The sequence below is a fragment of the Pseudoalteromonas sp. 11L1 genome (genome assembly GCF_055397545.1).
This window is the reverse complement of record NZ_AP041141.1, coordinates 2,712,593-2,726,038: the sequence shown is the minus strand read 5'-3', so window position 1 is coordinate 2,726,038 and position 13,446 is coordinate 2,712,593. Positions and strand designations below refer to the sequence as shown.

Annotated in this window: 13 protein-coding genes; 8 read left to right on the top strand and 5 right to left on the bottom strand. The window is 38.0% G+C overall.

Annotated features, from left to right (window positions below):
• Nucleotides 1-182: 182 nt before the first annotated feature.
• Nucleotides 183-1,151 (bottom strand): integron integrase, encoded by a 969-nt coding sequence (locus tag ACZ5WS_RS12775; RefSeq protein WP_138604905.1) that lies wholly within the window; start codon nucleotides 1,149-1,151, stop codon nucleotides 183-185.
• A gap of 236 nt (nucleotides 1,152-1,387) precedes the next feature.
• Here ACZ5WS_RS12775 and ACZ5WS_RS12770 point away from each other — a divergent pair, with 236 nt between their 5' ends.
• The 5 genes from ACZ5WS_RS12770 to ACZ5WS_RS12750 all read left to right on the top strand — a co-directional run bounded on the left by ACZ5WS_RS12770 (nucleotide 1,388) and on the right by ACZ5WS_RS12750 (nucleotide 5,127).
• Nucleotides 1,388-1,903, top strand: coding sequence for a hypothetical protein (locus ACZ5WS_RS12770; protein ID WP_464708882.1), 516 nt, complete (start codon nucleotides 1,388-1,390; stop codon nucleotides 1,901-1,903).
• Between the two features lie 955 nt (nucleotides 1,904-2,858).
• Entirely contained in the window at nucleotides 2,859-3,236 is a 378-nt protein-coding gene (locus ACZ5WS_RS12765) for a hypothetical protein (RefSeq protein ID WP_464708879.1), read from the top strand.
• A gap of 104 nt (nucleotides 3,237-3,340) precedes the next feature.
• Entirely contained in the window at nucleotides 3,341-3,811 is a 471-nt protein-coding gene (locus tag ACZ5WS_RS12760; protein WP_464708875.1) for a hypothetical protein, read from the top strand.
• 105 nt (nucleotides 3,812-3,916) lie between these two features.
• Nucleotides 3,917-4,351 (top strand): hypothetical protein, encoded by a 435-nt coding sequence (locus ACZ5WS_RS12755; protein ID WP_464708873.1) that lies wholly within the window; start codon nucleotides 3,917-3,919, stop codon nucleotides 4,349-4,351.
• A gap of 449 nt (nucleotides 4,352-4,800) precedes the next feature.
• Nucleotides 4,801-5,127 carry a YggL 50S ribosome-binding family protein gene (locus ACZ5WS_RS12750; RefSeq protein WP_464708870.1) on the top strand — a complete coding sequence of 109 codons (327 nt, stop codon included), beginning with the start codon at nucleotides 4,801-4,803 and terminating at the stop codon, nucleotides 5,125-5,127.
• Nucleotides 5,128-5,576: 449 nt separating this feature from the next.
• Here ACZ5WS_RS12750 and ACZ5WS_RS12745 read toward each other — a convergent pair whose 3' ends face one another.
• Nucleotides 5,577-6,689 carry a response regulator gene (locus ACZ5WS_RS12745; protein ID WP_464708868.1) on the bottom strand — a complete coding sequence of 371 codons (1,113 nt, stop codon included), beginning with the start codon at nucleotides 6,687-6,689 and terminating at the stop codon, nucleotides 5,577-5,579.
• Between the two features lie 185 nt (nucleotides 6,690-6,874).
• Between ACZ5WS_RS12745 and ACZ5WS_RS12740 the strand changes: the two genes are divergently transcribed.
• Complete coding sequence (locus tag ACZ5WS_RS12740) at nucleotides 6,875-7,771, top strand: alpha/beta fold hydrolase (RefSeq protein ID WP_464708866.1); 897 nt, start codon at nucleotides 6,875-6,877, stop codon at nucleotides 7,769-7,771.
• Between the two features lie 4 nt (nucleotides 7,772-7,775).
• Here ACZ5WS_RS12740 and ACZ5WS_RS12735 read toward each other — a convergent pair whose 3' ends face one another.
• Complete coding sequence (locus ACZ5WS_RS12735) at nucleotides 7,776-8,957, bottom strand: PQQ-dependent sugar dehydrogenase (protein WP_464708864.1); 1,182 nt, start codon at nucleotides 8,955-8,957, stop codon at nucleotides 7,776-7,778.
• Between ACZ5WS_RS12735 and ACZ5WS_RS12730 the strand changes: the two genes are divergently transcribed.
• Nucleotides 8,942-9,403, top strand: coding sequence for a hypothetical protein (locus ACZ5WS_RS12730; RefSeq protein WP_464708862.1), 462 nt, complete (start codon nucleotides 8,942-8,944; stop codon nucleotides 9,401-9,403). The genes ACZ5WS_RS12735 and ACZ5WS_RS12730 overlap by 16 nt on opposite strands.
• Before the next feature lie 74 nt (nucleotides 9,404-9,477).
• Here the strand turns inward: ACZ5WS_RS12730 and ACZ5WS_RS12725 are convergent, their stop codons facing one another.
• On the bottom strand, nucleotides 9,478-10,677 hold the full coding sequence (locus ACZ5WS_RS12725) for an Nramp family divalent metal transporter (protein ID WP_138604897.1): 1,200 nt from the start codon (nucleotides 10,675-10,677) through the stop codon (nucleotides 9,478-9,480).
• A gap of 379 nt (nucleotides 10,678-11,056) precedes the next feature.
• On the opposite strand from ACZ5WS_RS12725, the gene ACZ5WS_RS12720 reads away from it, so the two are divergent.
• Nucleotides 11,057-12,148 (top strand): endonuclease/exonuclease/phosphatase family protein, encoded by a 1,092-nt coding sequence (locus tag ACZ5WS_RS12720; protein WP_464708859.1) that lies wholly within the window; start codon nucleotides 11,057-11,059, stop codon nucleotides 12,146-12,148.
• Between the two features lie 52 nt (nucleotides 12,149-12,200).
• On the opposite strand, the gene ACZ5WS_RS12715 is transcribed toward ACZ5WS_RS12720, so the two are convergent.
• Nucleotides 12,201-13,364 (bottom strand): DUF3103 family protein, encoded by a 1,164-nt coding sequence (locus ACZ5WS_RS12715; protein ID WP_138604896.1) that lies wholly within the window; start codon nucleotides 13,362-13,364, stop codon nucleotides 12,201-12,203.
• Nucleotides 13,365-13,446 lie beyond the last annotated feature (82 nt).

Genomic DNA, 13,446 nt, shown 5'->3' with positions numbered 1-13,446 from the left:
TTTTAGCTATAAGCTTTAGAAAGCCGCTGTTTTAACAAACAGCGGCTTTTTTTGTTGACCAGGGTTCAGTTAGCAAGTTAGCGAGCTGTGAGATTAAAGTTTCTGCTCACCTGTAGATACAAGGGCGTGCTTTAGCGCGTTTATTTTTTGATAAGGACCAATTTGTACTTTTCTAACCAGCTTTATAACCTAGAAAAAGGACTAATTACGCCATTAGCACCTTGTTGTAAAACATGCGTATAAATTTGTGTTGTTTTAACGTCCGAGTGACCCAACTGAGATTGTACGGTCCTTATGTCAGCTCCGCTTTGTAGTAAATGAGTTGCAAAGGAGTGGCGTAAAGTATGTGGCGTGATAAGTTTGGTTAACTTTGCCATTCTTACAGCCTTTTTAATCGCCTTGCGAACGCCTGTTTGGTGAAAATGGTGCCGTCTTATTTCTCCAGTTTCAGGATCGGTACTTAATTGATGAGACGGAAATAAATATTGCCAGCCTAAAGACGTATTAGCAGCTGGATATTTCTTTGCAAGTGCATGAGGCATCCAAACGCCAGCATATTGCTCATTGTGTGAGTCTAATTGTAAGTATTCATCAACCTGTGCGATCTGATTTCTAAGTAAAGGGATTAACTCAGTGGCAAGCGTCACAATCCTGTTTTTATTGCCTTTACCATTCCATATTCGAATACTCTTATAATCAAAGTCAATATCTTGAACCCTTAGCTGAACAGCCTCCATCACTCTTAGTCCACTACCGTACATTAGCCCAGCAATAAGATAGTAACGTTTACTTAAATGCGACATGAGCACTTTAACTTCTTCTGGCGTCATCACTATGGGTAACTTGGGCTGACGCTTGCTTCTGATAAAAGTTAAGTCTAAACATAACTCGTTTTTAATAATGTGTTTATATAAAAAAACTAATGCATTTAAAGCAGTGGCTTGAGTTTTAGGCGCTACGTTTTTTGTTAACACAAGGTAGTCCAAATAGCTGACAACTTCGTTATTTCCCATTGAAGCAGGATGTCTTTTTTTATGAAAATGAATATAAGAAGCAATCCACTTTAAATAGGTATTAATGGTCCTAAGTGAGTATTGTCTAACTAACATATAGTCAGAAATGTAATTCAAAAATGGTGATTGTGTTTTCATAAATACCCTAAAACTTTAACTGTATATATATACAGCTATAGCTTGGATGCCCCTATAGTCAAGAAATCGACCCGATGGGTTGTTTTTGTCGGTTCCTAGTAAAATGTTAATTAGTTATATATTTGATATAGAATAATAAAAGATATTTTGTTATTAATATAGATAAGATACTACAGATCCAATGTTGGGTAAAAAACGACCCTTAGGGTCGATATTAAATTGTTAGAGGTTTTATCATGGCAGATTTGCGTCATATTCTCGAAGATCTAGATATCTCTGCTGTTGTCGACCTTAATGATAAAATAAACGAATGTAATTATTTCTATAACGTTTTGAGCAATGAATGTAATAGAGATAAATTCCGTTGGTTACTAGGGGCGTTTCTTAATTCATGTTATGGGTATTTAGAAGACAAAGCAGCTTACTTTCATTATGCTAATTGTGATCCAGACTCAGGTGAGCCCATAGAGGATTGGCAATCACTAGAAACCCTACAAAAATACGTTAAAGTTTTTAAAACTCGTGGTAAATCAGGTTTTGTGAAAACATCTGGTTTGTCAGAGTTAACTAAAATGTTATATCAATTCCGTAATTCAAGTACTCATGACGGCGGGGTTGGCATAATGGAAACGGGTGCTAACTTACCTCATGATTTTCAAATTGGCGTTAATAAGAGTAAAGGTGTTCCAGCATTAAATTTTTGTAAAGATATACTGCTATTTTTTACTGCATTAGAAAAAGAGTTGGATTAGGTTTATGTGCAACAAACCTCTAACAAGTCGTTTAAAAGGACAAAAAACAGTTGGCTTTTGCTCCTTCGTCGCTAATTTTAGCCAACAATTTTTTGCCTCTTAACGAGGCGTTAAGACTCGCTGTGATTTTTTGGCTATGTAGTTCTGCAATCAGCCACTTCAAGTTCGTCGTACTTTGAAATTTAGGCGGTTTTGTGGCTCTCACCATGTGCGTTGTAAAAGCCAGTTTGGGCGTAATCCAAAGTCTTGCGGTAACCGTTTTAAAGCGTGTTTCTCGAACTGGTAGTATCTATCTGCTCACAAATTCTCATCGTACTCGTTGAGCTGGATTTTTCCGCAGTTCATTATTGAACGCATAATTGCAGTGGGCGGTTTGTTACCTCAGTGCATATCGGGTTTCGTGGCTCACCGCTTTTGAGTATTGCGTTTGAAGTCGGTATGTTCGTTTAGCGGTGTTTTCAATATTGTCATTGGCCGTTCACTACAGCGTCAATGCAAAGTCGGTTTTCAAAGCAAGTCTTAACAAACTGCTCAAACGGACAAATAAACGCGTGGCATTTTTGGTCTGGTTGGCTAAGGTGTTTACGGTATTAATTTTTAATTTAGGTGGCTGGTTTATTTGCCGCTTAGCAGAGCGTTAGGCGGCCTATTACATTGAAAGGTTTTTGGGTAATGGTGGTTTCTGTTGTTGTCTTAAACATCGTCTTCTGGTTGAGCAATCTGTGCATACGGAAACTCATCATTTAAGTGTGACTTTTAGCGCTTTGTTTGGTCGTGCCAACGAGCAAGTTTATACGTTAAGTAAGTCCTACAAATTGCACGCAACGGTTTCAATTTCAAAACCTTTTGCCAATAATCAGCGTTCAATCGTAGGGGCGGCCCCTAACAAATTACTCAAGTGGACGCTAACCGTTTGGCATTCTTGGCTTGGAGTTTGGTATGCTTGGGAAATTCAGTGGCAGCGCCACTTAGTAAGGCGTTATATTTTCTTATTGTTCGGAGTTGTGAATTGGATTGGGAAGTCGTAAATGGAATTACAGGTATTATTGGTGCACTTAGCGCTATAGCAAGTATCAGGTATATTTCTACATTTAAAAAAGAGCCACTTGAAAATCATAAGATAGTTTCAACATACAAGTTAATGTCTTTTCTATTAGCCTGTTCTGGCTGGATACTCTTATGTTTTGCTTACCTTTGGCTTTTTGAACCTTTTGGTATGCACATTAGTGACTCAGATTATCAAAAATTTTTTGGTGCTGTTTTAAGTTTTCCAGCAATTATCATGCTAGCATTTGGCATCAAATTAATGGGTAATGAAAATATAACAAGCTAATTAATAAGGACAAAAAACAGTTGGCTGTTTTCGTTCCTCAACATTTTAGCCAACAATTTTTTGCCCATTATTAGGGCGTTACATGCCTAGGAGAATAATCAGCATTGGATGATGATCAGTTTTACCCGGACTGGCTTTATAAGAAGCTAATAGAGGATGAATTACCTTGGGATCAAAAGTCACCTTATGATCTTGAAGAGTTCTTGAGTAAATACACCCTCCATGATTCTTTCTGGGTCGGTGTGTTTCACCACGTAGCATTTGATAGGTCAGTCACGTTGGCATTTCAATGGGATTCCGTTTGGTTGCCAGACGAAGTAAAGGAAGGAACTTCACATGTTGAAGACTGGCCGTACGTGTTTGTCCAACTCGATGAAGTGGAAGAAGTGTCTAAAGCTAATTTCGTGGAATTAGATGGTATCAACCGCGCAATTGGCGGCGCAGAAATAATGAAATTGGAAGGTGCTAGCCACTTAGCAATCGATGATGTTTATGGTGGTCAAGTTAACATTGTCTTTAAAGGTAAGCATTCTATTATCGCACTTAATCCAGATGGTTCGGTGCTCAAAATATGAATGTATGTAACAAGCGCATGTTGTCGGACTGGTTTTCCGCTGCGCTCCAAACCAGCCGCAAATGCGGGCGTTAGGCATCAATATATACTGGAGTTAATTTGAAGTATGGAAACAATAAATCAATTTATAAGTCAAATCCCTGAATTTTGGAGTGGTGTAATTGCCAGTATCGTCGGAGGGATTTTTCTAACTATATTTTATTATTTACTTAGAATTAGCTTTGCTTCTTCAAAACAAAGAGAAGAAAAGAATGCACTTTTCAAAGCTGACATAGAGAATAAAATGAAAGGTAATGATCTTGATAAGTCTCATGCGGCGTTACATTTAATTTTTCAAACATTAAAGTGGCTATTTTTAGGGAATTTATTATGGATTGCTTCAGAATTTAGTCAATTATTTCGTTATTTCGGTGAGGAAGTAACGATGGTTGTATTCTTTGCTTTTAAAATTTCAGCATTGTTATGTTTCTTAACGGGAGTTCAGTGGGTTTACTTTTATGTAAATAAATCGAGCTTGATGCCTAACAAGTCATTAAAGTAGGACAAAAAACAGTTGGTTTTTGCTCCTTCGTCGCTTATTTTAACCAACTATTTTTAGCCTCTCAATGAGGCGTTATGTGGTCAAGTCAGGGGTCAGTGTTGTGGATTGGTTTCAAGAATATAAGAAGTTAGTCTTTTCTAATACTACATCAGTAGATAAAATTGATAGTACCAAAGGGGTCAAATCTTGACTTCAGACATCAGAGCTTAAATTCTTCAAAGCGGCTTGATTTAAGCCGTTATTTTCCTCTAAAAGCGCAGCGTCTCTTATCCTCTTTGTGAATTAAGTTCTTCATTAATAAAAGCACTCAGATAACAATTGAGCGTAATTAGTTAAGTTCTAACTATTTGTTAAATATTAAATTATCTTTGGGTTTTTCTTCCTTATAACTTACTCTATGTACCTCATTGGCAGATTAATAAGTTGGCGTCATATGCTAAAGGATATTTATGAGTACTAAAAGTAGACGATTACGCAAGAAGTTGTATTTAGATGAATTTGCTATTTTAGGTTTTGAATTTACTTGTAATTTAAATGTAACAGAGGAAGAGTTTGATTTATTACTAGATGAGCTTTTAGAATTCATCGATAAAAGAAAACTTTGTATTGCTGGTGGAGGTGACTGTAAGTCATTCAGTGGCTTTATTTGTTCTGTTCATCGTTATGGTTCGGCGACTAATCAAGATAGAGCAGACGTTGAGCTTTGGTTAAAGTCTAAAGAACACATTTCAAATATTTTTGTTAGTCAACTAGTTGATGCAAACTACGGAGTGTAATGATTTATTTAAAGATTATTTGGTTGAAGAACAGAATTAGCAAATCTTAATTCCATACATCAAAACTTAAATCTTATTGCGGCTTAGTTTAAGCCTCTATTTTGCATATTAAGCACAGCATGATAAATCGGGTTGCCCCAAGTCAATTCATCATTTTTGTCGGATGGCGTGGCTTCGCCACTTATCCGACCTACGTTAAAAGGTAGGTTGGTTAAGCCGAAGGCGCCACCCAACAGAGTTCTAATTTAGGTGACACAAGTTGATGATTTAATTAATTTAGTTACTAATTTATGTGTTTATAACCATCTAAAAGCAGCGAAATTGTCATGAATGTCATTAGTAACACTACAATAATCACTGACTCTTGAGCTTAATTGTAAAAGAGCGAAGTAAGGTTGAAGTTTTAACGTCATGGTTCTGTCGAGCTTGGTCTATACATTGTACTTATATTATTCAACTGCTTTTAAGCGGTTTGTTATGGCTTGTAATTTTTCTTCTAGTGTAAAAGACAGGACTAAAGTTTCTTCTACAATTTCTTTCGTTTCGTCAACTAATCCTACTAGCTCCGACTCTTGCTCTTCATCCAAACCTAGAGTGATCATTTTTGATTGTATAGCTTGAGATAAGTCATTAACGAGTATTTTTACTTGCTTATCTTGCTCTGAGCATAGTTTTTTTATGGTACTAAAATCATCAGCGAGTTGGCTTTTGAGGGTGTTTAAAGCTTGTTGACGTATCGTCGCTTTTTCTAATTGCTGCTCAATAAATTCCATTCGGCTTTCTATAATAGTAAGTAAAATAGCAAAATTATCTCGAAGCCGTCCAAGTAAGCCTTCGTCTTTTGCATTTATTCCTTTTACAAGTATTGAGCAAGCAGGTGCGTTAAATAATAAGTTAGAGCTAAATGGCACTATTCGTTTTGCTCTTCTGCCTAGTTCAAGAATTTCTTTTTCCAGTTCAGAAATAGTTTGTTTTGGAAATTGGTGATATTGGTTTGTTACTCTAAACTCTACACAGCAGCTAGCGCCTGCATTGGTAAAGTACTGCTGTACGTTAGCAAATAATGCATCTAAATCGGTTACGTCAAGGTTGTCAGTAAAGAACGAGACTAACTCTCCGAGTTCACTTGCTTGTTGCATTGAGGTAAAAGCAGTTGTAGAGGCCACATCGTACATTTCTTTTAGATTATTTCGCTCTGTAATACGCAGTTCAACACGCTTTAATTTTTCGTTAAGTTCCTTAAAGTCTACTGGCTTGGCAATATAATCATCGCCGCCATACCCATATGCTGTGAGTTTGTCTTCACTTGATGTTAAAGCGGATATAAATATAATTTCGCAATCATCGTATTCACCGGATTGAGTTATTTGTTCAACTAAATCATAACCAGTAAGGCCATTACTAAGTAAAATATCCATCAGGACGACTTGTGGTTGATGCTGTTCCATTAGTGCTAATATTGGCTCGGTTCCATCAGATGAAGTAATATCGTGTTGCTTGGAAAGCGCAATTTCCATGATGTTTCTATTTTGGGGGTTATCGTCAACGGACAATATTTTCACTTTGGCTCCTTAATTTAGTTATTGTCGTCCTATCTTAAATGATATTAGTCATGGAAATGGCTACTCGCAAATAATAAATTTATGTACATTTTCATAGGATATTTAAGTAATATCAGATAAAAAGTTAATTATGGTAGATACCTAATTCATCTCGTTTATCACCTTATAAAAGTAGCGAAATTGTCATGAATGTCATTAGTAACACTACAACAATCACTGATTCATTAGCTTCGTGGCATAAGAGCCAATCGACGTTTGAATTTCAAGGTCATGAGATTGGATATCATGTGCAAGGCAAACAGGACGCGCCGTGTTTATTACTGATCCATGGTTACCCAACCGCAAGTTGGGATTGGCACAATCAATGGGCTGCGCTCACTCAACACTTTAAGGTATTTACCCTAGATATGCTGGGTTTTGGTTTTAGCGACAAACCTCAAAATGTTACTTACACCATAAATATGCAAGCGGATTTACTGACATATTTTTTAAAGGTGTTTAATGTAAAGGCAACGCATCTTTTAAGCCACGATTATGGTGATACGGTAGCGCAAGAGCTACTTGCTAGAAGCAATTTAAATGAGCCGCATGCCATAAAAATACAAAGCGTTTGCTTTCTTAACGGCGGGTTATTTCCAGAAACACATAAACCGGTATTATTGCAAAAGTTGTTACTTAGCTCTATTGGTGCTTTAGTATCGCGACTTGCAAACTATAAAAGCTTTAAGCGTAATTTTGATAATATATGCGCTACACCAATTGCTGAGAACGAGCTCAAGGAGCTGTGGCAGTTAATTGCATATAAACAGGGCAAGCCAGTTATGGCAAAACTGATTTATTACATCACAGAGCGTAAATTACATCGCGCTCGTTGGGTGAGCGCTTTACAACAAGCAGATTTACCCATGAGATTAATTTGCGGTATGGACGACCCTGTTTCGGGTCGTCATATGGTTAAACGTTATCGCGAATTAATCATTAATCCAGATATTATTGAATTGAAAGGGGTAGGCCATTACCCCCAATTAGAGCAACCAATTCAAATAACTCAGTCATTTTTTGATTTTCATAAGTTAAAATAAATGACTAATTTGGCGTTACCAGCATCAGCTTTGCCTCTTTGCCATCCGTTAATATCGCTACATTACCTTCAGCAGTAACAAATACATCTCTGAGCCTACCTGTAGCCTCTGGGAAAATATGCGACTGGGGGTATTCACCATCTGCTAAATTAACACTGTAGAGCTTTTTATCGACTAATGTAGTAATAAGCACGTGACGTTGCAGTGAAGGGAAGGCTGTATGCATAGAACCATAATATGCCATGCCTGATGGCGCAATTGAAGGCGTCCAATCTACGGTTGGTTTAGCCATTCCGGGGTAGTCTCTAAAGGGGGAAATACGTGCTTGTGAATAATCGTCGCCGTTAGTGATTACCGGCCAGCCGTAGTTGGTGCCAGCCTTTAAATAGTTGAGCTCATCACCGCCTGCGGGGCCGTGTTCGTGGCTAATAATTTGCTTGGTATCATAGTCGTACACTAAGCCTTGAAGGTTACGATGACCAAATGAATAAATAGCATGCGCGTTAGCGTTTTCATGTTTAATAAACGGATTATCGCTTGGAATAGTGCCATTTAAATTAATTCGTAGCACTTTACCTAATTGGCTGGTTATAACTTGTGCTTGCTCGCGGTAGTCAAAGCCATCACCACTTGAAAACAGTAAGCTATTATCGGGCAGTACAAGCGCCCGGCCAGAGTAATGCTGCGGTGTGCCCTTATCGGTGGCAACTTTATAAATAATTTTTGGCGTTGAAAATTGCGTACCATCAAACTTAGCTTTGGCAATAACGAGTCTGTTTGCATCAAGCTCACCTTGGGCATAAGTGAATATTATTTCTTTTGATTCACTGTAATTTGGCGAAAGTACTATATCGAGTAAACCACCTTGCCCTGCAACGTATAAGCCCTCGAAATCTAGTTTAACTCGGCTTTGTTGATTGTTTTTAATGATAACAACATGGCCATCACGCTCTGTAACTAACCAGATGTCGTTTGGGAGCTTAACCATGCTCCATGGTGAATTGAGGTCTGTTGCTAAGGTACTAGCAGTATATTGCTGTGTTGGTAGTTTGGCACTGGCGTTACAAGACAACACTAAAAGCGAAAGTAGCGTAATACCACACAAAGATTGTTTACACTGCAAGCCTTTGCTAGTGTAAGAAAAAAATTTCATTTTAAGTTGAGATAACCATGCAGTTTTTAACACGTATACTCCCGTCATTTTTAGTTTCTTGGTTGCTTACATTCACTCTTGCTAGCTTGTTTCATAGCCAATACGTTGTCAATCAATTAGTTAATGTAGGTGTAGTGGTGGGCTTTAATGATCGTGTTAATTTAACCCTTGAAGACTGGCTTGGCTTGCTCCCCACTTACGGCGCTATTATTGCTATTGCATTGACCATTGCATTTTTTGTGACTTGGTTTATCGCGAAAAAGCTTAAAAATCAGGGGGTAAAATTATTTGTAACTGCGGGTATTGTAGCGTTTGCAACAGCGTTAATTGCTATTGAATCTATTATGAATATTACTATTATTGCGGGTGCAAGAGGCTGGGGGTTTTATGCGCAATTATGTGCAGGTGCAGTAGGGGGTTATGTATTTGCAAAACTCATTAAGGCAAATAAGCAAAAGGCAGAGCATCACGGTTTTTAAGTCCGTATTGGTCTGTAATGTAAAAAGCCGCTATAAATACAGCGGCTTTTGTGTGTAAGAATTGCGTAGTGATATCAAAAAATCAAACTAAAAAGTTTATAACCACTTAAGCCAAAAATAAGTACTAACACTGGTAAAGTAAGTAGGTTTACCAGTACTGAGTTAGTGTATTTACCCATTACAGAGCGTTGATTTACTAGCCAAACAAGGTAGGCAGTTACAATTGGTAATAATAAACCATTAGCGGCTTGTGCAAAAATTATCACTGCGACAGGGTCTAAACCCAGAGATGCTACGGCAGCACCAAATAATAAAATAACAATGGCAACGCTTTTAAAGCGAGTGTTATCCATTTTATTTGACCAACCTAACATGCCACATACGGCGTAAGCGCCGGCAAGGGGAGCCGTTATAGCGCTGGTTAAGCCTGCGGCAAATAAACCAATAGCAAAAAAGTAATGGGCGGCATCACCTAGTAAGGGTTCAAGTTGTACCGCCATATTGGCAGCACTTATTTGCCCTGCATCGGTGCCATAAAACGCTACTGATGCGGTTGATAAAATAGCTAAGGTGATCACACCACCTAGGGTGATGGACACGCCCGTATCTATATTGGTTTCTTTAATTACTTTTTGTTTGTCACTCTTGCTGTCATGGCGAGCAGCCAGTACCCCTGAGTGTAAAAATAAGTTGTATGGCACTATGGTCGTACCTACCAATGCTAATACTGTGGTAACTGAGCCCTCTGGCATGCTAGGAACAAAACCAGCTAATATGTCACTGAGCGAGGGAGCCGCCATAACAAGCGTAGAGATAAACACTAGGCTCATTAAAATCACTAGTAAAATAAGCGCATTTTCAACAACTTTGTGTTTACCGCTATACAGTAATACGGCACTTAAAAATGCAATGAGTGGCGTCCAAAGCTGGGCATTTACCTGAGGGAATATTTCAATTAATCCCATGCTGGCACCGCTTAAATTACCAGCCTCGTAGGCGGCACTGCCAACACCAATGGCGCTGATCACTAAAAATATAGCAAGAGATTTAAATAGGGGAGTTTCAATATGGGCTCTTAGTGCTTGTGCTAAGTCTTGCCCGGTGGCTACGCCTAGGCGCGCCGCCATAGATTGTAATAATATGGTGGCAATTACTGAAAATAGTAGCGTCCATATTAGTGCAAAACCAAAGTTTGCACCCGCTACGCTCGCGGTGGTAATAGTCCCTGGTCCAATGAAGGCAGCGGTGACGAGTAGTCCTGGTCCTAATCGCATAGTTTGACCCTAATAGTGCTTTTTATATTGCTATTTAAAGTTACACCTAACGTTTTATAACGCGATGCCTGTAATTATTGCTGCCACTTATACTAAGTGCCTTGCAGCATTGGCAGCCCCTTGGCTTTGCCTTTTTTGATAACCATATGTTAAAAAAGGTCGCGTAGCATACCAACTTGTATATAAATTTAAAGGGGATAGGTTGCGTTTGCCTAAACTTTAAACGATTTAATAGGTTTTAGTTGTTATCAAGCTTTGGTACCAAGCAAAAATCTTATATGATGTTGACAATAGCACACAATATAAACTTTCAAAGGCGACCATTATTAGTGACTGTAATACATCACCTTTAGCTGATAACTCAGAACAATCCCCTGAGATGATGATAACCAATTCAACATTAAAAATAGCCACATTTAACCTGTTTAATTATCTTGAGCCACCTAATGCTTATTATGAGTTTGAGCGGATATATACCGCGGAGCAATGGGCAAAAAAACAGCGCTGGATTATTGATTATTTAACCGAGCATCAGCCCGATGTAATTGGCTTTCAGGAAGTGTTTAGCATTGAGTCGCTTAAAGAATTAGTAAAGCAGCAAGGGTATGCGTACTTTGCTGTGGTGGATGAGCCACAGGTAATAGATGATTTTATTTATAAACGCCCCGTTGTGGCAATAGCAGCAAAATACCCCATTGTTGAAGTAGCGAGCGTAAAACACGACTATGAGCTTGCCAGTACTTTAGGTTTAACTGAAGATTTTGCCTTTAGTCGTAAAGTTCTTAGAGCCACAATAAATTTGCCGCATATCGGTAATACCGATTGCTATGTGGTGCATTTTAAATCTAAACGGCCATCAATTGAGATTGATGAAACTAATAAAGAACTAACCGCTGAAAAAAACATTATTGAAATTTTAAAAGCAAATGTAGCGGGTGGCTGGAGCTCAACTATTCAGCGTGGTAGTGAAGCAACATTACTGATGATAGAAATGATAAGCCGTCGTGAGGCCACGCAACAACCTATGATATTAATGGGAGATTTTAATAACGACCTAGCTGATGGCGTTTTAAGCCATTTATTAACCAATACACTGCGTTTTGCCCCTACGTTTGATAGTAAAACTTACCTTGCAAAATATTGTCTTAACGATGCGTGGCAGTTATTTACAAAGTTAAACGATGATTGCGAGCTTGATGAAGTACCTAATGAGCCAATAAAAGGTATTACCGATAAAGATAATCGAGGTTTAAAACTACCACGAAAAGCAACGCATTACTTTGGCGCAAGCAGCTCTGTGCTTGATTATATTTTGCTATCTTGTGAGTTTGATTCTGGCTATGACGACAGTTTTTTTGAAGTAAGCGATTATCATACTTACGATCGTCATTTAATTAACCCCGAGTTTGAGCGCGACGATTTAAGTACCGATCACGGCGTTGTATGTATCACGCTTAAACTACGGGAGTAATGATTAACTCACCACTGTTTAGTTATTATGCCAAACAGTGGCGGGTCGTTATTTACTGACGAGGATTTATCTCTAAAGGTGACAAGGTAATGGTGGCATTACTACTTGCGCCTTTGTAACCTTGATACTCTTTGTTTTCAAACAGTGTGTAAAAAACATCGACATAATCATCATTATTGGTAAACCATTCATCAGGCATTGCTTTAAGTAACTCATTAGTGAGTTTAGGAATAATAGTATAGCCCTGTGCTTGTAAATCAGGGATGCTTGCCATTACTTGCTCTGATATTTCTAATAACTTCATTGCTAAGGTTTTATAATTTGTGTTGTCATCTTGCTCCATTAAAAGCAAATCGACAGCTTGCCAACGATAACGTTGCCAATGAATTAAAACCTGATTAGGGCTGTAATTGGTTTTATCATGATCTAAATAAGGTAAATCAACAATATCTAATATTGGTTCATCTCTGCTAGGATCGATCCCCGTTACGATGGCATAGACTTCTGCTTTACCTGAAATCCAAGGTTCTTTATCATCCTCTAAATGTATTTTTTTCAGCACGCTAGTTTGTAATGGCTGATCATTATTTAATTGATTTTGTGGGCTAACCATGTTTTTGCTGAATTTGTTAGCTGACAAAATTCCTTTCATTACTGCAATACCCGCACCCTGTACTTTTTGCTGATCTAATTCGACAATAAAAACAGGTTGAGTTGGCATTTGGTCTACGCTTAAATAATGAATGTTACCAAACTGATCGAACGCTTCAATCTCGCTCCATTGGCTATCGTCACCAGCGGGTGCAAATGCGAATAAAGGGTTTTCACCTTGTTGCCAATCAGTTAGCATGGTTTCGCTAGCTAAACGCACTTGTAACAAGCTTCCTGTATTGTTAGGTAAGCCTTTAAGCTGTTGTAAGGCACTATTTGCCTGACTTATATTACGTTGTGTATGCCGTGCTACTGTTGATAACTGATCAGCATTTAAAACTAAGTTATATTTATTTACTGATTGTTTTAAATCAGCATTCAACACTGAATAATTAAGCGCTACTTGCTTTGCGAAATTACGCTTAATAGTTGCTACGTTTTTGTATTGAGCTTGCTGTACCAAGCTTTCTGCATTTTCAATATGATCTTGAGCTGAAAAAGCAGGTACTGATATAAAGTTCAATAATGCCGCCGTAGCTAAAGATTTGGTTATTTTATTTTTCATAAAAATTCCGCCGTTCCATTTTTAGTAACATCTATAAAACAACAATTAGAATAAATGCTCAAGTTAAATTTATAAAATACGT

Coding starts and splice junctions, on each gene's coding strand:
- ACZ5WS_RS12725 (WP_138604897.1), bottom strand. CDS start 10,677: ATGCGATTAGGACCAGGACTACTCGTCACCGCTGCCTTCATTGGACCA.
- ACZ5WS_RS12730 (WP_464708862.1), top strand. CDS start 8,942: ATGCAGTTTTTAACACGTATACTCCCGTCATTTTTAGTTTCTTGGTTG.
- ACZ5WS_RS12740 (WP_464708866.1), top strand. CDS start 6,875: ATGAATGTCATTAGTAACACTACAACAATCACTGATTCATTAGCTTCG.
- ACZ5WS_RS12775 (WP_138604905.1), bottom strand. CDS start 1,151: ATGAAAACACAATCACCATTTTTGAATTACATTTCTGACTATATGTTA.
- ACZ5WS_RS12750 (WP_464708870.1), top strand. CDS start 4,801: ATGAGTACTAAAAGTAGACGATTACGCAAGAAGTTGTATTTAGATGAA.
- ACZ5WS_RS12720 (WP_464708859.1), top strand. CDS start 11,057: ATGATGATAACCAATTCAACATTAAAAATAGCCACATTTAACCTGTTT.
- ACZ5WS_RS12715 (WP_138604896.1), bottom strand. CDS start 13,364: ATGAAAAATAAAATAACCAAATCTTTAGCTACGGCGGCATTATTGAAC.
- ACZ5WS_RS12755 (WP_464708873.1), top strand. CDS start 3,917: ATGGAAACAATAAATCAATTTATAAGTCAAATCCCTGAATTTTGGAGT.
- ACZ5WS_RS12770 (WP_464708882.1), top strand. CDS start 1,388: ATGGCAGATTTGCGTCATATTCTCGAAGATCTAGATATCTCTGCTGTT.